The following is a 20704-nucleotide window of genomic DNA, read 5'->3' on the forward strand; positions in this document are numbered from 1 at the left end:
TTCATCCGAAGGTCGGTGCGGGCTCGAGACCGGCGCCGGTGGAGCCGGCCGGGCGATACTGCCGCACCAGGGTGTAGGCGCTGATCGCGCCCAGCACGCAGATCAGCAGGCACAGTGCGGGGATCGACATCGGTCCGGCGCTGGAGTCCTCCAGCGCGACGGCGGCCAGTGGGGCGAATCCGCCGAGGACTCCGGCCAGCTGAATGCCGAAAGACCCTGCGGTATAGCGCACTTCGGCGGGAAGGCTTTCGGTCACGAATGCCGGAAAGACGCCGTTGATCATCGCGTGGCCACATCCTGTGGTGGCCAGCATGAGCACGAAGATGAGCGTGATGTTGCCGGTGGGCAAGGCGGCGAAGTAGGCGAACAGCAGCACCCCTTCGAGGAGTAGTCCGCCCGCGACCAGTCCGGTGCGGCCGATCCGATCGGACACGGCTCCCCAGACCGGATTCATCACAACGACCAGCAGGGTGGCGACGGAAACCAGCCACAGCATCGTGGTCCGGGTGATGCCGGTGTGTTCGACCGCGTAGCTGAGGCTGTATACGGTCAGGAGATACCAGCAGGCGAAGACACCGCCCATCACCAGCATGATGCCGACGATCGTCAGCGGCTGCCCGGTCAGTGCCGCGCGAATCGGATTGCGCGCTCGCTTGCCGGACTGCTGTACCTTCTGGAAGTCGGGCGTTTCCTCGAGCCCGTAGCGAACCAGCACGCCGATCGCGACGATGGCGGCGCTGAGCAAGAACGGAATTCGCCAGCCCCAGGCGTTGAACGCATCGTCGGGCAGCAGTGTGACGAGTGCGAAAACCGCTGTGGCGATGACGGTTCCGCCTTGAGCGCCGGCGGTGGAAAAGCTCCCGTAGAACCCGCGTTTGTTCGCCGGTGCGTGCTCGACGGCGATCAGGACGGCTCCGCCCTGTTCTCCGCCGACTGCCAGCCCTTGGAGCAAGCGCAGGAGGACGAGCAGAATCGGCGCCAGTGCGCCGGCGGTCGCATAGGTCGGCAGCGCGCCGATCAGGACCGTGGCCGCGCCCATCATCACGATGGTCAGCATGAGTGCCCGGCGGCGGCCGAACCGGTCACCGATGTACCCGAAGATCAGTCCGCCGACCGGTCGCACCAGATAGCCGCTGGCAAAGGTTGTGAAGGACATGATCAAGGCCACGTGTGGGCTGACATCGTGGAAGAACACCCGGCCGAATACGAGGGCCGCGGCCGTGCCGTAGATGACCAGGTCGTAGAACTCGATCACGGTGCCGAGGAAGGCGGCGGTAGCCGCGCGCCGCGGATTCGTTCGTGACGGGTGCGATGACTCGCGGGGGAGCGGGGCGGCGGTCGGCGCTGTCATACCGTCTCCTTGGCAGGTCCGCGGGCATGGCGAGGTAAATGGCCATATGGAATGACCATAAATTCGGGCCTGGGTCTGGTCAAGATGCTGTCCTCTCGCTGAACGAGGTGTGCGGCGCGTGGGCCTGCTCGAACCGGCCGTCCGATCGAACGGCGTTCTCCCGGTATGAATTTCATCCGAATGCCACGGTCGCGAGCATTCGCGCGGCAGCATGCACGACCGCGCTGCGGCGGTCGGGAGTGTGATCTGCCCAACAACTCTATGATGGCTTGGGCTTATACAGAAATCAATACCAAATGACGAAAAATGTACAAGCCAGGAGATCGGGTCAGCTCGGGGCCGACTCCGCGAGGATCTCGGCCCAGCGCGCACGTGCCGGCTCGGCCCACCTGTGGCGCAGGGCGCGAATTCGCGCCGCGCCGGTTCGTCCGACCCACTCGGGAAGCAGGGCCTCGGGCAGGAAAGGATCGACTCGCATCAGATGTTGCTGCAGGCTGAGCAAATCGAGGTAGGCGAGCAACACCTCGTCACCGCTTCGAGGTTCGGGCCGATCGTCCAGATGAGCCAGCAACGCCTCGTAGTAGCGCGCGGGCTCGGTGAGGTCCCAAGCCCTTCGCACGACTTCGTGGGCGCCCATACCGGTTTCGTGCAGCGAACCGACTACTGCCAGCGCGGAGTGCTCCAGTTCCAGGCTGTGTACCAGATCGGTCAGTTCGTCGCCGCGTTCGACGTGCGGTGTCACCCACAGTCCCGGAGTCGGATTGCCCATGCCGAGCCACGACAGGCCGCCGTGGAGGCGTTTGCGCACTGCGGCGCGCTGGTTCGGCACGGTGACGAACAACATCAGCCAGCGGCCGTCCCAGGAGGGCGGGCCCGACAGGAAGGCATTCGAGCGCCGGATGCCGTCCGCGGCGAGGGTCAGGCCGCGCTGTGCGATTCGCCAGCGGACCGCACGTCCGTCGCGTTCGCGCGTAAGCCAGTCCGCGGCCGCCGCCCGCGCCAGCACCTGTCGCGCGGCGTGTTCCTCGACGCCGAGGCTGCTCAGTACGCGCAGAATCGCGGTCGTCCATGCGGGATCCGCCGGCGGGAACATGAACTCTCCGACGATGGTCAACAGCAGGGACCGGGCGCTCGGTGAGGGAAGGTCGATCGCGGCCACGGTTCGAATTGTGACAGGCCGAATGGCGCCGCCGAGTGTGTGGTCCGACGAAGCCTGGCGGTGTGTCGAGCTGGGGCGTGCTGGTCGCACCCTGTCACCCGATTTAGTTTGACAGTTTAGAACACCAAGGGTTGTTTTTTGTCTAACTCGGATCTATAAATGAGGAGTCGGCCTGTATCGGCCGATCGATCCCAGTTCGGACACGCCCGTGAACGGGCTCGAAGGAGGCTGCGCGGTGTCGGACACGATCACAACCACACTGACCATGCTCGGCGCGATCGCCGAGGATCCGGATTCCTATGTGGCTCAATGGAAGCGGCGAACCGGCGGGAAGGTCGTCGGGGCATTTCCGATGAACTTCCCGGCCGAGATCGCTCACGCTGCCGGAGCCTTGCCGGTGATCATCCAGGAGAACCGCGAACCGGACAGCATCGGCAGGAACCTGCTGGCGGAGTTCTACTGCGGCTACACCAGAAATATCGCGGACCAGGCCGCGAAGGGCCGGTTGGATGGCTACGACGGCTTCTTCCTTGCCGATCACTGCATCCAACTGCTCGGCGCGGTCGATGTCGTGCGATCCGAATCCGAAGACAGGCCACTGTATTTCGGCCAGCTCGAGTCCGCGATGGGCGCTACCTGGACGCCCGAGGTCGTGCGGGAGAAGATGCGCAGCTTCGTCGACGAAATGGCGGTCTTCGCCGGAACTTCCGTCACGGCCGCGGCCCTGTCGCGCAGTATCACCCTCTTCAACGAGAATCGCCGGTTGCTGCGCACGCTGTTCGCCGCGCGCCGGTCCGGCAACGCCCGATTGACCGCGACGCAGCTGCAGTCGCTCGTGAAGTCCGGCATGGTCATGGACAAGGCCGAGCACACCCGCGCGCTCCGCCACATCGTGGCGGGGCTGGACGAGGTCACCCGGGATCACCGTGTCCGGATCCATCTGTCCGGGCACTTCTGCCATGCGCCGAAACCCGAAATTCTGCAGACCATCGAGGAATGCGGAGCCATTGTGGTCGACGACGACCTCTACCACGGCGCGCGTTACATCTCGACCGACGTCGCGGAGGACGTCGATCCGCTGGCGGCGATCAGTGATTGGTACCTGCAACGCGACGCCAACATGCCGTGCCCGACGCGCGTCCGGCATGCCACCGACTGGGAGGACCGGTTGATCGAATCGATCGAATCCAGCGGCGCCGAAGGCGTCATCGTCTTGATGGCGAAATTCTGCGAACCGCACATGCTGTACTACCCACAACTTCGAAAACGACTGTCGGAATACGGCATTGCGCACCTGCTCATCGAAACCGAACACGACGGCGTACCGGTGGAGTCGATCCGGACCCGTGTCGAGGCGCTGCTCGAACGTATCCGCCGTACCGATCGCCCCGCCGCCGACGTTCCCGAATATCAGGATGTGGTCAAGTGAACGCCCCCGTCATGGACAATTCCAACCGACTCGAAGTCACCAAGACCGGCGGAAAGATGGTCGCCGACTATTGGGACAACGTGTTCACCGCGCGGGAGCGCGGTCAGAAAGTGGTGTGGTACAACGGTTCTTCGGTCAATCCCTTCTTTCAGGCCGCAGGGCTGGTGTGGTGTCACGGCGAGGCATTTTCGGCACGACTGGCAGCTCAGCACCTGGAGCGCCCCGCTCAGCTGGCCGCGGAGGAATACGGATACATCGGCGAGCTGTGTTCCTATTCGCGGACGCACCTGGGATGTGCGGTTCTGACTCAGGAAAGCGGGCACGCGAGCGGCACCGGAGTGGTGGGGTTGCCGGAGCAGGCCGAGCTGGCGAGCCGCCTGCCGGCGCCTGATTTCTTCGTCAACGCGTATGCGGGGTGCAGCACCGGACAGCAGTGGGACGACATCTCCTTCCGGGTCTTCGGCAAGGAAGTTCCCATCTTCAATGTCTCGCTGCCCTTTCTGTGGGGTAACAAGCCGGATGCGGGCTATCTCGTGGGTGAAGAATGGGAACAGGCATCGCGCTTCGTGGCCGGCCAGCTCGATGAGTTGGTGGAGTTCATCGAGAGTATGACCGGTCGACCGTTCGACTGGGATGCGCTGCGCCAGAACATGGCCTACCTCAAGCGCGCGTCGGAGCTGCGCCGCGAAGCGATGGCGCTGTGCCGGCAGGCGCCGACTCCCGCCACTTTCTGGGACTGGATCGCGAGTATCGCTCACATCAACTTCCTGCCCGCGAGTCAGCAATTGGTCGACTATTTCGCCGCGGTCAAAGCGGAGATTCAGCAGCGGATCGCCGACGGGGTTCCCGCCGTTCGCAACGAGCGTTACCGGGTGTATTTCGACGGATTCATGAACTGGAACAAGCTGGGGTTCCTGGCGCGCAAGTTCGCTGATCACGGTGTGGCCGTTGTCGCCGGCCGATACACCCATCAAGCGTTCTGGCAGGAGCCGCATCTCATCGATCCGGAGAATCCACTGCTCGGCATGGCTCAGCATTACCTGCTGTGCCCGACGAACCACGGTACGAAGACGATCAAGAACCTGGTCCTGCGCGACAGCGAGTACTACGACGTCGACGGCATCGTGTTTCACTCGACGCGCACCTGCCGGGCATTCACCAACCCACAACGGTTGGTCGCCAAAGCAGCCCAGCGGGAGCTGGGCATACCGTCGATGTTCTTCGAAGGCGACGTCGCCGATGCGTCCTTCTACAAAGACGAGATCCTGGAAAGCCGCCTGGCGGCGATGCTCGAGGGGATCGATGTGCGGCGCAGCCGCGGCGGTGTCGTGCCGGCGTGACGCGAGTAGCGGGAATGGGGTCGCAAGGGTGAAAAGCCATTACATGGGAGTCGATCTCGGCTCGACGACAGCCAAAACAGTCATCGTCGACGAGGCCGGGACGATCGTCTCGTCCGAGGTGGTGCAGATGGGCGCGGTCAGTCGAGCCGGTCTGGCGCAGTCCATGTCCGGGGCTCTGGCGGCCGCGTCCCTGTCCGCGGCCGATATCGCGCGGAGCGTCTCCACCGGCTACGGACGTCGCCTCGTTCCGGGTGCCGGCCGAAGTTTCACCGAGATCACGTGTCATGCCCGTGGTGTCGCCGCGATGTGCTCGGGCACCCGGCTGGTTGTCGACATCGGGGGCCAGGACAGCAAGGCCATCGTCATCGACGACGGCATCGTGGACAACTTCACGATGAATGATCGTTGTGCCAGCGGCACCGGACGGTTCTTCGAGGTCCTGGCCAGGGCGATCGAGTGCGGTATCGACGAACTCGCCGATCTCGCGCTGGCCGGAGACAAGAATCTCGAGGTCAGCAGCATGTGCGCCACCTTCGCCGAAACGGAGATCATCTCCTTGCTCGCGCAGGGGGAGCGTCGCGAAGATATCGCCGCATCGGTCCACCGCGCGGTATCGGCGCGCACGCTCGGGCTGGTTGCCTATGTGGGGAAACACCAGCCGATCGTGATGACCGGCGGTGTGGCCAGAAATGCCGCTGCGGTGCACTTCCTCGAAGAGGCATTGGACGCGCCGGTCATCGTTCCGGCAACGCCGCAGATCAGTGGTGCCTACGGTGCCGCGCTGCTGGCCCGCGATGGTGCAGGTGACCATCTCATACCGGCCGAGCCGACTGATGCCTTGCCGGGTTCGGTGAAAGTTGTCGGGACGTCGGCTTGTTCTTCGTGCGCCGGTAGTGCCGACGTCGCCGATGCGACCAGTCGCGCGACTCTCCCTATTCATCCTGTGTAGGAAGGGATTCGGATATACGTTGGATGTGACAACCGTTTGCGTCTCCGGCCGGGTCGTCACGTACTTGATCCGTAGTACTCACGGTCTCTCGTACGCCGTCCGTAGTATGCGCGATCTCCTGTTCACAGATGATGTCGACTACACCATCGGTCATCGACGATGGCTGCATGGCAAAGTTCCTCCATCGGGTAGGTCGATTCTGTTTCCGGAGGCGGCGCCTGGTCGTGCTGCTCTGGTTGGGTGTGTTGGCTGCCTGCGTGTTCGGGGCCGTCGCAGCGCCCGCGGCCCCACCGGATGCGTTGTCGATTCCCGGGACCGAGTCGCAGCAGACCTTCGATCTGCTCAGCGAACGTTTCCCCGGTGCCAAGTCGGACGGTGCGCAGGCGCGACTGGTGTTCGTGGCGCCCGGCGGGCAGCAGATCACCGCCGAACCCGCCGAGACCGCGGTCGAGAAGGTGCTCGCCGGGGTGGCCGGCGGCGCGCAGGTGAAGAACGTGCTCGATCCTTTCCGGACCGGCGCGGTCAGCAAGGACGGCAGCACCGCGTATGCCACGGTCAACTACGACGCGACCAGTGACGATCTCACCGCCGCCAGCAAGGCTGCGCTGACCGACGCGGCCGGGGCGGGGCGGGCCGCGGGGATCACCGTCGAGGTCGGCGGATCGGCTCTGCACTCGAAACCGGAAATGGGTGGCCTCACCGAGGTCATCGGCCTTGCCGCGGCAGCGGTGGTGCTGATGGTCACCTTCGGCGCCGTGGCGGCGGCCGGGCTTCCGCTGCTCACGGCATTGATCGGGCTGGGAGTCGGTGTCGCTGCCATCATCGCGATCGGCATGTCCACCACGACGACAACCCTGGCGTTGATGCTCGGGCTGGCGGTCGGAATCGACTACGCGTTGTTCATCGTCTCGCGGTACCGGTCCGAACGCATCGAGGGATACAGCGCCGAACAGGCGGCGGGCCGGGCGGTCGGCACGGCCGGATCCGCGGTCGTCTTCGCGGGACTCACCGTGATCATCGCCCTGGCCGGGCTGTCGGTGGTGGGCATCCCGGTCCTCACCGATATGGGCCTCGCTGCGGCGGGCACGGTCGCGGTCGCGGTCGCGATCGCGCTGACCCTGCTGCCCGCGCTGCTCGGGTTCGTTCAGACGAGGGTCATGCCGCGCTCCTTCCGCCGCGACCCGGCCGGGGCCGAGGCGCAGGTCCGAACCGCCGATAATGCCGAGTCGATCACTGCGACATCGGGCGGCAAACCCGGTGTCGGTACCCGCTGGGCCGCCTTCGTGGTCCGCCGCCCGGTCGCTGTTCTGTTGTCGGGTTTGATCGGCCTGGGTGTCCTGGCTTTGCCGGTGACCAGCCTCGAACTCGGTATTCCCGGCGACGAGTCGCAACCTTCCTCGACGACGCAGCGTCGTGCGTACGACGCACTCGCGGACAGTTTCGGTCCCGGCTTCAACGGCCCCCTCACGGTGGTGGTCGACGGGAAGGACGCCGGCGATCCGAAGACCGCGGCGGAGCAGGCCGGCCGGATCCTGACCGCCACCCGGGGCGTCGTCTCGGCGTCCCCACCGGTATTCAACAAGGCCGGTGACACCGCCATGATCACCGTCGTACCCGCCACCGGTCCGGCCACGTCCGAGACGAAGGATCTCGTGCACACCGTGCGCGGCGAGGCGCACGACCTGAAGGCCGCGACCGGCGCGACGATGCTGGTCACCGGCACGACCGCGGTGAACATCGATATGTCGCAGCGGATGACCGACGCCTTGCTGCCGTATCTCGCGGTGGTCGTCGGGCTGGCGATCCTCTTGCTGATGGTCGTGTTCCGCTCGATAGTGGTGCCGATCAAGGCAGCCCTCGGGTTCCTGCTCTCGGTCGGGGCGGCGTTCGGTGTGATCGTCGCGGTCTTCCAGTGGGGCTGGCTGGCGGGCCTGCTCGGTGTCCACCAGAGCGGGCCGGTGGTGAGCATGATGCCGATCTTCCTGATCGGCGTGGTGTTCGGCCTGGCGATGGACTACGAAGTCTTCCTCGTCACCCGCATGCGCGAGGCGTTCACCCACGGGCACAGTGCCGACGACGCCATCGCCGCCGGATTCCGGCACAGCGGCCGGGTCGTGGTGGCCGCGGCGGCCATCATGATGGCCGTGTTCGCCGGCTTCATCGGCGGTGGCGAACCGATGATCAAGATGGTGGGCCTCGGGCTCGCGTCCGCGGTGTTCTTCGACGCCTTCATCGTCCGGATGACCCTCGTCCCAGCGGTTCTGGCACTGTTCGGCGCCAAGGCATGGTGGTTGCCGACATGGCTGCAGAAGGTCCTGCCGGACGTCGGTATCGAGGGTGAGAGTCTGGATCGTCCCGAGCCTGGCAGGGAGCTCGAATCGGTACGTGTCTGACTCGGCGGGGGAACGGTGGGCTGTCCCTGTAGGGGCGGCCCACGCGGCTGCTGTGCTCCGGCCGAATCGTACGGATTAGGGTCACCACGATGCGGAGGAGCAACGCACATGATTGTCGATTGGTCGCGATGGCCTCGACGCCACACCGTGGTCGTCGACGTGGCGGTGGCCGTCCTGCTGTGCGGCTTGGCCACCTATAGCAGCACGTGGGCGGATTCCAGGGCCGGACCGGTGGTGGTCTCGTCGCCTTCGCCCGCCGTCTTCGTCGTGTCCGCGGTGGCGTCGGTCGCGCTGTTGCTGCGGCGGCAGCATCCGCGAACCGCGGTGACGGTGACGACCATCTGTGGTGTCGCCATCGGCGTCATGGGATTCCAGATTTCGTTGGCCAGCGTCGCTGCGGCGTTGGTCTCGGCCTATGCGTTGAGGTCACGTCCGGATCTGCGTGCCGCCGAGGTGATCCCGATGGCGGCGTCCGGCGCGCTGCTGGCCGCCTCGTTTCTGCACGGTTTCACCCCGGTGCTGACCGCGCCGCGGATCAGTCTCGTGGCCGGGATCATCGTGGCAGCGGCACTGGCGGAAGCGACGCGCAGCCGGCACGACTATCTGGCAGCGTTGCAGGCGCGCGTCGAATCGGCCGAACGAACCCGCGAGGAGGAAGCCCGCCGCCGGGTGTTCGAGGAGCGGCTGCGTATCGCCCGCGAACTCCACGACGTCGTCGCCCACCACATGGCGCTGGCGCATGCCCAAGCCTCCACCGCCGCATACCTGTTGCGCAGCAAACCCACTACGGCACAGGACATGCTGGATCAATTGGCCGACTCCACGTCCTCGGCATTGCGTGAGCTCAAGGCGACCGTGGGCCTGTTGCGCGAGGACGACTCCGATGCCCCGCTCGAACCGTCGCCCGGCCTCGCCCAACTGCCCGACCTGCTTTCGTCTTTCGAGCACACCGGCCTGGCTGTATCGCTGTCGGTGTGTGGAGTGCCGCGACCGCTGTCGCCGGGCACCGATCTCACCGCCTATCGGATCGTGCAGGAGGCGCTGACCAATGTCACCAAGCACGTGGGCGCCGCGGCAACAGCTGCCGTACGGCTCGTCTACTCCCGGATGATGCTGACCGTCAGCGTGACCGACGACGGTGGTCCGGCACCGCGACCGACCCCTGACAGCGAAGTCCCGGCAGGCCAGGGATATGGCTTGATCGGAATGAACGAGCGCGCCGTATCCGTCGGTGGGCATCTGCGCGCCGGGCACCGAGCCGGCGGCGGATTCGAAGTCACCATCGAACTTCCGGTGGAACCGCGCGATACCCCGCGGCCGGAAGACGAGGACATACCGCAATGACCATTCGCGTACTGCTCGCCGACGACCAGGCCCTGTTGACGGGAACCTTCCGGTTGCTGGTCGACTCGGCCGAGGACATGACGGTCGTCGGAATCGCTGCAGACGGCCGCCGTGCGGTCGAACTCGCCAAGGCGGCCCAGCCCGACGTCGTCGTGATGGACATTCGAATGCCCGAGATGGACGGCCTGGCTGCCACCCAGGAGATCTGTGGCGACGAAACCCTGCGTGGCACCCGCATCCTGATCCTCACCACGTTCGAATTCGATGAGTACGTCGCGAAAGCGCTCCGAGCCGGCGCGAGCGGATTCCTCGGCAAGGACATCGGACCCGAAGAACTCCTGCGCGGCATCCGGACCGTGGCCGCAGGCGACAATCTTCTCTCTCCCACCGCCACCAGAACGCTGATCGCCCATTACCTTGCGCGACCCGAAACCCCTATCGCCACACCCGAATCGCTCGAGGCCCTCACCGCCCGCGAACGCGAAGTCGTCGCCATGGTCGCCGAAGGCATGTCCAACGAAGACATCGCGCGCAAGATGTATGTCAGTCCGTTGACCGTACGCACTCACGTCCAGCGCGCCACCGCGAAATTGGGTGTGCAGAACCGCGCCCAGGTCGTGGTGGTCGCCTACCAATCCGGTTTGGTGCGGGTAGACCCGCCCCAGCCGGAACACGGCGGGACTGTAAGAACAACGGCTCTGGTGCACTTTCGGTGGTCGATGACTCTCGGTGACGGCACGATGGCTTGGTGTGTGTGTCGAATGGTGCTGTTGGACTTGCGTTCTCGGGTTTGTCGGCGCTGCTGATCGATGATGTTGTCGATGAGGGTCAGCGGGTCGTGGTGCGGGCCAAGACGGCGCCGGGCCCGGCGGTGTGCTTGCGCTGCGGCGCGGAGTCGGCGAGGGTTCACAGCTACCATCACCGGACGGTGGCCGATCTGCCGGTCGACGGCCGCCTGGTGGTCGTGCGGGTGCGGCGGTTGGTCTGTCCGACGCCGCAGTGCTGCAGAACTTTCCGCGAGCAGGTTCCCGGTCTGCTCGAACGCTACCAACGGCGAACAACCCGGCTGACCGGCCAGGTGCGGTCGATCGTGAGAGAACTGGCCGGTCGCGCCGGGGTCCTGTGCTTGCCGCGTTGCCGGTCCGGTTGTCCCGTCACACCGCAGTACGGGTACTGCTGGCGATCCCGCTTCCGAATCAGCCGATTCCCCGTGTGGTCAGTGTGGACGACTTTGCCCTGCGACGCCGAAACCGTTACGGCACAGCGGTGATCGACGCTGTCACCCACGCACGGATCGACGTTCTGGCCGACCGCAAATCCGAAACCCTTGAAACATGGTTGCGGAACAATCCTGGTGTCGAGGTCGTCGTCCGTGACGGATCGGCCACCTACGCCGAAGCGATCCGCCGGTCTCTGCCCGGGGCATTGCAGGTCAGCGACCGCTGGCACCTGTGGCACGGCCTGGCCCGATCGGTGAGAGAGGTCGTTGCCGCGCACGGGCGCTGCTGGGCCGCGGCCGGCCCGAAACGGCAAACCCTCACCCGCGAGACCACCACGCTGGAACGTTGGCATGCGGTGCACGGCCTGCTCGATCAGGGCGTCCGGCTGCTGGACTGCACCCGCCGCCTCGGCCTGGCGTTGAACACCGTGAAACGTTACGCCCGCGCGTCTGAGCCAGACCAGCTGCGCCACCCACCGTATTACCGGGCCTGCTTGGTCGACCCCTACCGCGACCACCTGCGCCGTCGCCGCGCCGAAGAGCCCGGCGTCCCGGTCCTGCACCTGTTCCACGAGATCACAGCGCTCGGCTACACCGGCAGTCTGAACCTGCTACACAAATACCTCAACCAAGGCCGCGCTGAAAGCGAGCGCATCAGCCCCTCACCCAGGCGGCTGACCTCCTGGATCATGAGCCGACCCGCAGATCTTCCCGCCGGGCGCCGAACGCATTTGGACGAACTTGTCGCGGCCTGCCCCGAGATGACAGACCTGGCCCGACTCGTCGGTGAGTTCGCCACGATCCTGGTCGAACGCCGCGGCAGCGACCTCGACGGATGGATGACGCAGGTCCGCGAAGCGAGACTAACCGAGCTCGATCCGTTCCTGCGCGGCCTCGATCAGGACCACGACGCCGCGGTCGCCGGTCTGACCGTGTCTTTCAGCAACGGCCCGATCGAAGGCGTCAACACGAAAACCAAGCTGATCAAGCGACAAATGTATGGCCGGGCCAGCTTCGAGCTACTCCGACACCGCATCCTACTGGGATAGCCTCGCCGCCACCGAAATTGAGCCAGAGCCGTTATCTTGACAGACCCCCATCGGGTAGTCACGACATCACAGACTTGAGTCTCGGAGATATTGTCAGGGACTGTAAGTATCTTGACAGACCCTATTGTCAAAACCTGTGGATGGGGTTGTTTCAAGCGACCTCGGCGGTGCCTGATGGGCCTTCTTTCGTCGAGGTGAGGTTGACCGGTCGTTCGAGGAGTTTGCCCTTGTGGAACAGGGTGCCGTTGCGGACGAGCGCAACGAGGTGGGATGTGTTGACTGCGCGCCAGCGGGTTTGGGCGGGCCTCGATCAGCTTTTGAGCCATGGCCAGTGCCCGCCCGGCTCGGGTGCCGACGCAGCCTATGTCGCCAGCAGCTTTTCCAATAAACTGTCGTCGCGCTCTCGGGCGTCGCTGCCGTACTGACAGTCGGGTCTGATTCTGTCGACGAGGTCGCGCCGCCGGAGACCGGTGGCGCGAGTCCGCCGGGGTTCGAGTACGGGTGTTTGTGCCCGCCGAACTCAGGCGGTCACCAGGTCGGCTGCTGCTGGCTGCCACCCCTCGGCAAGGTCGTCGAATTCGCCGTCGATGACACCGAGGGAGAAGGCTTCCCATTCGGCGGGGGTGTAGTCGAGCGCAATACCGTTGGCACCTGTCAGAGTCGCGGACCCATCTAGGTGCACGGTGACGCGCGGCTCTACGGTATCCGAGGATCGGCCAGCGACCACATCAAGGAACGTGTGCCACTGCGTTGTGGTGATGGCGATGATCGGCTGAAGTTCGGGGTTGTTGTTCGAGTCACGCAGGTACTTACTGTCCCGGATCAGGATTGCAGTCCCATCCGCTTTGACCTCGACACAGTTGCCGTTCTGTCCGCTGCGAGCCGCTTTCTTCCATACTGCGACCTCGACGCAGGCTCCGCCTTGACCGCTGCGGCGGGCCTTCCGCCAGGTGACGGTTCCGTAGGTGGTCATCGTGCGAATCCTTCCAGTGCTGAAATGATGAGTTCTTTGGATTTCGCGGCGCTGAGGGCCTTCTTGTCGACGTCGCGCCACACCAGTTCGTAGGCCGCGAACTCCGAGGGCTTATCGAGGTACATAGCGCCGGTGAGCGTATCCACATAGGCGAGTGAGGGCTCGATGGGTTCGCCGCTCGGATCCTCGGGAAAATCCAGCAGCATAAAAGAGTTCCCAGCTGCCATTCCTCCATGCATCCCGGCGGCGAAGGGCAAGATTCGGATAGAGACGTTCGAGTGCTTCCCGACTTCAAGCAAGCGCTCGAGCTGCCTGGTCATTAGGCCGTCGTCACCGATGGGGCGCCGGACTACTGCCTCGTTGAGCACGACAACGAACCGAGGCGCAGTTGGGCGGTCGAGCACGCTCTGTCGTTCCATACGTGCCTGGACGCGCTGCTTGGCCTGCTCCGGGGTGGTCGATCCCGAAGGCGTGCGGTACAGCAACTCCGCGTACTCCTGTGTTTGGAGTAGACCGGGTATGAGTTCGGATTCGTACTCGCGGATGCTGGTCGCAGAATCTTCCAGGACGACATATAGGCCGAACCATTCGGGCAGTTCGGTGTAGTCGTGCCACCAGCCCTTCTTCTTGCCGTTGCGAGTCTCGGCAGCGAGTGCGAGCACAACCGTCGCTTCCTCGGTGCTTGCCCCGTAAACCTCCAGCATCGCCTTGAGGTCGATATCGCGGAAGCGCACGTTGTCGGCACCGTCCTCCATGCGAATGATGGTGGATCGACCCTTTTCGAGCCGCTGAGCTGCCTGTTCTTGAGTCAGCCCCGACTTCTCGCGCAGCTTGGTGAGACGTCTGCCGACATGTCGGCGGATAAGCGCTGTACCGACTGTGTCCAGGGACATGCCTGCTCCTCGTTGTCTCGATGTGTCAACCAAATTAAACATCCGGAGAGTGCCTGGTGCAAGGACTGTGTGACGTGATCGGGGACGATCGAACACAAGGCTAGCGCAACCAAGTTTTTCTGACACGTTTCATAAAAACTATTGCCATGAAAACCAGGCTTGCGTAACACTGTCTATTCAGCCGGGGTCGTCCGAAGCCCCGCAGACAGGCAGGTGGAGCGATGGTCGTGGAAGTCGGTCCCAGCGGGAATGTCACTGATGAGGCGCCCTGCGAAGTGTGGGTATCCCGGCCTCTCGACAGAGCGATGCAACGATGTCTGCGCTACCGCTCGGTCCTGGGGCCGCCCGCGGTGGAGCCCCCGGACCTTGGCCGGATCGTTTTTTGCACCGGGGTTATCCGATGAGTGCGCCGGGTCATGTGGACAAGGCGATCGAGCTGTGTGGTTATTACAGGCACGTATGTGGGTTTGATGCGTTTGTGCGTGATGGCGTCGGCCCGATTTTCATGCGGGTCGGCGGGGCCGGTGCGGTGAGGATGCCCGCGCCGTTGGGTCAGCGTGTGCGTGATCGGCTGGTTGTGCAGGGCCCGGTCGTGGTCGAGATCGATGGCGCGTCGCGATCTTGGTGGACGATGCTCACTGGTGCTGTCGGGCATCACCTGTGGGATGTGGCTACCTTCGGGATGCTGGTGGCCGTCGAAGCGCAGTTGGTGCAGTACGGGTACGAGATTCGGTTGCCGACGCCACGCGACGGCAGGTTCCGGTGGCTGGTGATGCCCAAGGATTCGTATAGGCCACCGCCGGATCACGTGATCGATGCGGTCCGGCTATGCAGGAGCGCGCGGTGAACCCCCACGCCGACCCCGTTGCCTGCCGAACACTGCGAGCAGGGGGCAGGACCGAGCCGCCAATTCCGAGGCGAAGCCGCACGTCAAGCAGGTCGGTCGCGCTCGATGTCGCGCACCGCCTGGTGCGGCCCGCGATGTCGTCCACGGATATCGAGACGGCGGATCAATGCGGTTGGTATCGGCGGGTTCTGGAGCTTCCGGTGGAAGTTGTGCCGCGGACGAGGCGGATCGTCGTTCACAGGATTGATGGCCTCGTCGATGCGGTGGTGATGCCATCGCCACTGGGGGAGAGGGTCGCGACGTGGCTGGCGATGGACCGGCAGCTCGGTCCGGTGATTGAGCACCGGGACACGGCGCGCATGACGTTTGTGACCGGTCCGCCTGACGGTTACGAACACACGATCTTCGCGACTCTGCTGCGGCTGAACGTCAGTCTCGGTGGTACGCATATCGTGCTGCCCTCACCCAGCGATGGAGGTTCGGGTGTCTGGCGGTGGCTGTTTTTGCCGTGCAACGGATTTCGACCGGTGATGCGGATCGTGCTGGACGCGGTGGTGGCGGTGAGTGCGCGATGACGGCACAGGCGTTCGGATATCTGTGGGATTACGGCGGGCCTGATGAGTGGGTTCGATCCGATCTGCCAGGCGAGGGTCCGCTCGTTCATGTCCCGGCGTTGCGTGGGCGGGGTTGGGCGGATTCGAGTGTTGGGCGTCGGTCGTGACCGGGCGGGTGCGGGCCTACGGGATCTGGGATCGATCGGGGGAACAGGTCCCCACCGTAGTGGCGACGATCCGTGAGGTTGCTCGCTGTACCCGGCTGGATTTACGTGCTGTCTCGGTCATGCGTTCAGGCGCGGACCTGAGTGTGCTGTTGGCCAGCTTCGCGACGTCGGGAATCGGTGTGGTGGTCGTGTTGCGTGTGAGTGGATGGCTTGATGCGGTGCGCCGTGACTGCGATGTGTGGACAGTGTCTCCGTCCGGCTACTGGCCCCGCATCGACATCTGCGGCATGGTAGGCGATTTCATCGCCAGCTCGGGGCTGTGCCGATGAAATCCTCACGCCGTGTCCGGCATATCCACATCGAATCCGGGCCGCTCGCACTGGATTTCCAGGGCAGCGCCGAGCAGATCGGCAGCGTCGCCGCGCACCTGGCTACTGCCGCTGATGCCACCGAACTCACTTTCACCGTGGACAACGAAGTCGGCCCCGACCTTCCCGAACTCCCCTGCGGCGAACTCTGGAAATAGCTGGCCCCAGGTCGCGAAGCGACCAGTCCGCTTCTCCTCGCCGCCACGTCGTTCTACCCGCGGTACGCGCGGACCCGTGAATATCCATCAATATGAGAGGCAGATCCACATGGCCACAGCAACGGTTTCCACTGCCGACAGCACCGGCACCGAAGCCAGCGACACCGATCCAGGACTCGCGATCGATCAACGCTGCCGGGTGTATCGAGATGAGTTCGGGTTCAACACCTTCCGCGACCCGCGCACCGGCGCGATCACGATGGTCGCCGGACGCGTGTCGGCGGTGATCACAACAAATACGGTCGGCCCACACGTCAGAACCCTTCTCGGTGCCGGGTCGGTGCCGGTGTTCTCGGTCGGTCACCGCGTGTGGGTGTTCCTCACCGATCCACCGACACCGACCGACGATATCGCCCAGCTGAACGTCGAGTTGTTCACACACAGTGCGGTACCGCTGTTCTCGGGCGCGCTGATCGCTCTGCCGACCCCGGGCAACGCCAAACGGTGCTGGCTGCACCTGCCCGACGGGCACTCACGGCCTTCATTCGCTGCCGTGGTCGATGCGGTCGAAACCGCTGCGGCGCAGGCGGACTCGCAATGAACACCGCCGATCTGACGGCACCGCGCCGAGCAGAATCCGTTCCCGCCGCCGGGACCCCCATGCCACCTGTGGATCGCTGTTGTCGCGCTCGACCCCGCCAACGTGGACCGGTTCACCGCACCACCACCGTCTACGCCGCAAACACCCGCTTCGTCGAGTCCCGTCGGGGAGTGAATCGCTGATGTTGCGATCCCGACGTAAACCCGCCCCCGAGTCAGCGCCGGTCGTGCTCGGCTATATCGATACCGCCCGCATCCCGGCCGGGCAGACAGTGATCGAGGTCGGTGCGCCGATGCGTGCCCGCGCCGCCGAGTGCGGATACAGCTGGGGCGGAACCTATCTCGACCACCACACCCACGGCGAAACCGTCGCCGCGCTCACCCGCGCCGCCGTGGCCAACCCGGCAGTGGTCGCCGTGGTCGTCCCCGACCACACCCACCTCCCGCACGGCCTACACACGATCACCGCCAACACGCGCCACATCCGCGTCCTCACCACCGACACCATCGAGGACACCCTCGACGGTCGGGCCCACCCCGCCGAGGTCGGGCGCGATGGCTGAGGACACCGCTGGTCGAACACCTCCTCGCCACCGCCCACCCCGAGGACCGAAAGGATCACCAAACCTCATGTTCATCACCGACCACCCGGGATGGCTGAGCACCGACGACGGCATCGACTACCGGGCCGTCACCTCCGGCAACAACGGTGCGTTGATCACGGTCGGGCGCCGGTCGAGTGTTGTGGGGGATCGCTGGTGACCGGGCTGCCCGACAAGGCCGTGCTGCTGGCCGCGTGCCGCGGATTCCCGATCATCACCGATCACCCGATGCTCGACGCCGCCGGGGAACTCGCTGGTCTGCACGAGACCCGAGAAAACACCCCGTGGTCAGCTCTGGAAGAAACCGACGCGCACCGAATCAGGCTGATGCGCGAGATCGACCAATGGGTCCAACTCGCCACACCAGTGCCGTTCCCGGCCGCCAAACTGCACACCCACACGATGGGCCAAGTCGTCGACCAAATCGCGCAATTGACCGTCCAAAACTACATCGCGCTCACCGCCGCCCCCGACGAGTTGTTCGACGACGCCCGCACCCAACTCGACGACCTCGGCAACGCCTACGACGACCTCGCCGAAGACCTCGCCCGCGGCACCCGCCGCCTACCCCAACTCACCACCCAATGGTGACAACCACCCTGCGGGCACTGCACCCCAACGTCTTTCCCCGACCGAAACACGACAGGTCTTTCCCCGACCGAAACACGACAGGCGATGACATGAACGCTCTCATTCCACTCGAACCCGACCACCAAAACCAGGCAGACCCCGACCAGGCAACGACCTTCGCTGACTACCTCACCGACCCCGGGCCGCTCGACACCGACACCGCGATCCCGGCTATGAGCCGCCACCACGCTGTCCACCACAATGCCTGCCCCTGCACCGGGCGATGAAGATATCCGCTGTGGCGCCTGCAATCGCAAGATGCAAGCCGAACTTGTCGGGCTGAATGTCTACTACCGTTGCCGTGCAAGAACTCTCGCACCCGGCAACTCCGAGCTGGCCGATCATCCCCGCAGCTGCAAGGCCAGCCCGCTGTCGCTGATCGGTTTGCCTGGATGCCTGCCCGGAAACAACCACGTTCCCGGTGCGGCGAGCAGCGTGTTTCCTCGGCGTGTGTCGATCCACTCGACCATCAGCGAATCCAGTGGTGGCGGAAGGACAATGGGCACAGCGCCGAACCGGATGGATACCTGTTCCTCGGTGCGATCGACGTTGTCGACCTGTAGGCGGGCGATCGTGCTCACGTGCTGGGCGTAGAGCACCAGCAGCCCCTACAGCGCGCCGCCCACGCAGACCCGAACAGGCTTCTGCACATGCTTCTTTCGATCCCGCTTGGCGGATCTTCCCCATCCGGCAGAACTGACACGACCCGGCTTCGTCAGCGCTGCTCCCGCCCGCCCCGACGCCTACAGATCAGCCTGCCCCAGCTCCCAATCGTGCCGCTGCGAAGCCCATGTCAGCGGCAGCCATGAGATCCGCCCCGGCGGGAACAACCGGACGCCCGCAGGGCGGGATCAGACACGTCATTGACACGCCCGACAGGTTGGCCAATAAGGACTGTCGCTTCGCAGCCTCACATTCGCTCTGGTGCCGCGATGCCAAGAAGGCTGAGTCCGTGCTCGAGGGTGCGTGCGGTGAGCTGGCAGAGAGCGAGCCGGTTTCCGCGGATGGGTTCGTCGGCCGCAAGGACAGGGCAGTTGTCGTAGAAGGATGTGAAGTCGCGAGCGAGGTCGTAGAGGTACCCGCAAAGGCGATGTGGTTCGAGAGTTGCGCCGACCTCCGCAACCGTCGTGGCGTAGTCATCGAGTTCCATCGCCAACGCCCGCTCGGCAGGTTCAAGGGGGATGTTGGCGTCGACAATGGTGGTGTGGCCGCCTGCTTTGCGGAGGATGGATTTGATTCTGGCGTGGGCGTACTGGAGGTAGACGCCGGTGTTTCCATTGAATGCGACCATGCGGTCGAGGTCGAAGGTGTAGTCCTTCACCCGGGATGTTGAGAGGTCGGCGTACTTAACCGCTCCGATTCCGGATTGCTCGGCGATCTTGTCCAGGTCGGCTGGTGGCAGGTCCGGGTTCTTCTCTGCGACGATGGCTCGCGCGGTAGAGACAGCGTCGTTGAGCAAGTCCATCAGTCGAACAGTGCCGCCCGCGCGGGTTTTGAAGGGCCGTCCATCGGGTCCCAGGACGGTGCCGTAGGCGATGTGTTCGGCATCGATGGCATCGGTCAGCCATCCAGCGCGGCGCGCTGCTTCGAAGATCAGGCGGAAGTGCAGGGCTTGACGAGAGTCGGTGACATACAGCAGCCGGTCGGCGTCGAGGCTTGTGATGCGGTAGCGGATGGTGGCGAGGTCGGTGGTGTCGTAGCCATAGCCGCCGTCGCGTTTGCGAACCATCAGAGGGACCGGCTTGTCGTCGGGGCCGGTGACCTCTTCGGAGAAGATGACCAGAGCGCCGTCGCTGTCGACGGCGATGCCCTTGTCGACGAGTTCTTTGATGGTGTCGGCGAGCATCGGGTTGTAGAACGACTCACCCACGTAGTCGTCGCTGGTGAGCAGGACACCGAGGCGGTTGTAGATCTCCCCGAACGCCTTCTCGGATTCGGTGACGATCTCGCTCCATCGGGCCAGAGTGGCGGGGTCACCGGACTGCAGCGCGACCACCCGGGTGCGGGAGCGGTCAGCGAACTCGGCGTCGGCGTCGAACGCGGCGCGGGCGGCTTTGTAAAGTGTGTCCAATGCTGACACGGCCGAGGTGTCCACGGTGAGGTCGTCGTGGCGCCATCGTGCGTCAGGATGTTCGTCAATGTATTGGATGAGCATCCCGAACTGGGTTCCCCAGTCGCCCAAGTGATTCTGGCGGGTCACGTCCGCGCCGAGGAACCCGAGCACGCGGGCCAGGCTGTCGCCGATGATGGTCGTGCGCAGATGCCCGACATGCATTTCTTTGGCGATATTGGGTGCGGAGTAGTCGATCACCGTGCGCCGACCATCTTCCGAGGCCGGGACGCCGAGGCGGTCGTCAGCCAAACGCGCCGAGACCTGTTGCCAGACGGAGTGGTCGGGGACTGTGATGTTGAGAAACCCCGGCCCGGCCAGTTCCACCGATTCGAGCAGCCGGTCCGCATCTGAATCGAGCGCCTCAATCAACTCAGCGCCCAGTACGCGGGAGCTCATATTGAGGCGTTTGGCCAGCGCCAGAGCAGCGTTGGATTGGAAGTCGGCGTGCGTGGATCGTCGGACAACCGGGTCTACTCCCGCCATTTCTGGACGGGTTCGGTTGATCGCCTCGGCCACGGCAGCTGAGACTTGACCGAGCAGCGGCAGTACCCCGGAATCGGACACGC

The 20704-nt window shown here is 64.7% G+C and carries 21 protein-coding genes and 2 pseudogenes; 16 read left to right on the forward strand and 7 right to left on the reverse strand.

From position 1 onward, the window contains the following. Position 1: 1 nt before the first annotated feature. Entirely contained in the window at positions 2–1351 is a 1350-nt protein-coding gene (locus LKE06_RS13970) for an MFS transporter (RefSeq protein ID WP_227999062.1), read from the reverse strand. Positions 1352–1679: 328 nt separating this feature from the next. Next, on the reverse strand, positions 1680–2510 hold the full coding sequence (locus LKE06_RS13975; protein ID WP_227999063.1) for a PaaX family transcriptional regulator C-terminal domain-containing protein: 831 nt from the start codon (positions 2508–2510) through the stop codon (positions 1680–1682). Positions 2511–2745: 235 nt separating this feature from the next. Here LKE06_RS13975 and LKE06_RS13980 point away from each other — a divergent pair, with 235 nt between their 5' ends. The 7 genes and pseudogenes from LKE06_RS13980 (at position 2746) to LKE06_RS14010 (ending at position 12233) form a co-directional block, all read left to right on the forward strand. Continuing rightward, positions 2746–3939 carry a 2-hydroxyacyl-CoA dehydratase subunit D gene (locus LKE06_RS13980; RefSeq protein WP_227999064.1) on the forward strand — a complete coding sequence of 398 codons (1194 nt, stop codon included), beginning with the start codon at positions 2746–2748 and terminating at the stop codon, positions 3937–3939. Positions 3940–3950: 11 nt separating this feature from the next. Continuing rightward, on the forward strand, positions 3951–5279 hold the full coding sequence (locus tag LKE06_RS13985; RefSeq protein ID WP_255649164.1) for a 2-hydroxyacyl-CoA dehydratase subunit D: 1329 nt from the start codon (positions 3951–3953) through the stop codon (positions 5277–5279). A gap of 28 nt (positions 5280–5307) precedes the next feature. Beyond that, complete coding sequence (locus LKE06_RS13990; protein ID WP_227999066.1) at positions 5308–6228, forward strand: acyl-CoA dehydratase activase; 921 nt, start codon at positions 5308–5310, stop codon at positions 6226–6228. A 167-nt stretch (positions 6229–6395) separates the two neighbouring features. After that, positions 6396–8621 (forward strand): MMPL family transporter, encoded by a 2226-nt coding sequence (locus LKE06_RS13995; RefSeq protein ID WP_227999067.1) that lies wholly within the window; start codon positions 6396–6398, stop codon positions 8619–8621. Positions 8622–8729: 108 nt separating this feature from the next. Beyond that, positions 8730–9965 carry a sensor histidine kinase gene (locus LKE06_RS14000; protein WP_227999068.1) on the forward strand — a complete coding sequence of 412 codons (1236 nt, stop codon included), beginning with the start codon at positions 8730–8732 and terminating at the stop codon, positions 9963–9965. Further along, positions 9962–10771 carry a response regulator gene (locus tag LKE06_RS14005; RefSeq protein ID WP_308188356.1) on the forward strand — a complete coding sequence of 270 codons (810 nt, stop codon included), beginning with the start codon at positions 9962–9964 and terminating at the stop codon, positions 10769–10771. The genes LKE06_RS14000 and LKE06_RS14005 overlap by 4 nt, the downstream gene beginning before the upstream one ends. After that, a pseudogene (locus LKE06_RS14010) lies at positions 10714–12233 on the forward strand (ISL3 family transposase). Before LKE06_RS14005 ends, LKE06_RS14010 begins: the two are co-directional and overlap by 58 nt. Positions 12234–12384: 151 nt before the next feature. Here the strand turns inward: LKE06_RS14010 and LKE06_RS14015 are convergent. The 3 genes and pseudogenes from LKE06_RS14015 to LKE06_RS14025 all read right to left on the reverse strand — a co-directional run. Continuing rightward, positions 12385–12586: pseudogene (locus LKE06_RS14015) on the reverse strand (IS256 family transposase); the annotation flags it as partial. A 167-nt stretch (positions 12587–12753) separates the two neighbouring features. Continuing rightward, a complete protein-coding gene (locus tag LKE06_RS14020; protein WP_227999069.1) occupies positions 12754–13206 on the reverse strand; it encodes a DUF397 domain-containing protein in 453 nt (150 codons plus the stop codon). Then, positions 13203–14099, reverse strand: coding sequence for a helix-turn-helix domain-containing protein (locus tag LKE06_RS14025; RefSeq protein WP_227999070.1), 897 nt, complete (start codon positions 14097–14099; stop codon positions 13203–13205). Before LKE06_RS14025 ends, LKE06_RS14020 begins: the two co-directional genes overlap by 4 nt. A gap of 400 nt (positions 14100–14499) precedes the next feature. On the opposite strand from LKE06_RS14025, the gene LKE06_RS14030 reads away from it, so the two are divergent. The 9 genes from LKE06_RS14030 (at position 14500) to LKE06_RS14065 (ending at position 18252) form a co-directional block, all read left to right on the forward strand. Then, positions 14500–14946 (forward strand): hypothetical protein, encoded by a 447-nt coding sequence (locus tag LKE06_RS14030; RefSeq protein ID WP_227999071.1) that lies wholly within the window; start codon positions 14500–14502, stop codon positions 14944–14946. Positions 14947–15080: 134 nt separating this feature from the next. After that, a complete protein-coding gene (locus LKE06_RS14035; protein WP_227999072.1) occupies positions 15081–15521 on the forward strand; it encodes a DNA-directed RNA polymerase subunit beta in 441 nt (146 codons plus the stop codon). 142 nt (positions 15522–15663) lie between these two features. Next, positions 15664–15996, forward strand: coding sequence for a hypothetical protein (locus tag LKE06_RS14040; RefSeq protein WP_227999073.1), 333 nt, complete (start codon positions 15664–15666; stop codon positions 15994–15996). Then, the gene (locus tag LKE06_RS14045) at positions 15993–16193 is read left to right on the forward strand and encodes a hypothetical protein (RefSeq protein ID WP_227999074.1); all 201 of its coding nucleotides are present in this window, start codon (positions 15993–15995) and stop codon (positions 16191–16193) included. The genes LKE06_RS14040 and LKE06_RS14045 overlap by 4 nt, the downstream gene beginning before the upstream one ends. Positions 16194–16302: 109 nt before the next feature. Then, entirely contained in the window at positions 16303–16794 is a 492-nt protein-coding gene (locus LKE06_RS14050) for a hypothetical protein (RefSeq protein WP_227999075.1), read from the forward strand. A 181-nt stretch (positions 16795–16975) separates the two neighbouring features. Continuing rightward, positions 16976–17356 (forward strand): hypothetical protein, encoded by a 381-nt coding sequence (locus tag LKE06_RS14055; RefSeq protein ID WP_227999076.1) that lies wholly within the window; start codon positions 16976–16978, stop codon positions 17354–17356. A 67-nt stretch (positions 17357–17423) separates the two neighbouring features. Then, positions 17424–17555: a hypothetical protein gene (locus LKE06_RS32535; protein WP_255648582.1), complete on the forward strand. Its 132-nt coding sequence runs from the start codon at positions 17424–17426 to the stop codon at positions 17553–17555. Continuing rightward, on the forward strand, positions 17552–17986 hold the full coding sequence (locus LKE06_RS14060; RefSeq protein WP_227999077.1) for a DUF4254 domain-containing protein: 435 nt from the start codon (positions 17552–17554) through the stop codon (positions 17984–17986). The genes LKE06_RS32535 and LKE06_RS14060 overlap by 4 nt, the downstream gene beginning before the upstream one ends. Positions 17987–18075: 89 nt before the next feature. Next, on the forward strand, positions 18076–18252 hold the full coding sequence (locus LKE06_RS14065; protein ID WP_227999078.1) for a hypothetical protein: 177 nt from the start codon (positions 18076–18078) through the stop codon (positions 18250–18252). A 114-nt stretch (positions 18253–18366) separates the two neighbouring features. Here LKE06_RS14065 and LKE06_RS14070 read toward each other — a convergent pair whose 3' ends face one another. Both LKE06_RS14070 and argS read right to left on the reverse strand, forming a co-directional pair. Continuing rightward, the gene (locus tag LKE06_RS14070; RefSeq protein WP_227999079.1) at positions 18367–18606 is read right to left on the reverse strand and encodes an NUDIX hydrolase; all 240 of its coding nucleotides are present in this window, start codon (positions 18604–18606) and stop codon (positions 18367–18369) included. Between the two features lie 329 nt (positions 18607–18935). Then, positions 18936–20702: an arginine--tRNA ligase gene (gene argS, locus LKE06_RS14075; protein ID WP_227999080.1), complete on the reverse strand. Its 1767-nt coding sequence runs from the start codon at positions 20700–20702 to the stop codon at positions 18936–18938. Positions 20703–20704 lie beyond the last annotated feature (2 nt).

Source organism: Nocardia australiensis, assembly GCF_020733705.1.
GTDB lineage: Bacteria > Actinomycetota > Actinomycetes > Mycobacteriales > Mycobacteriaceae > Nocardia > Nocardia australiensis.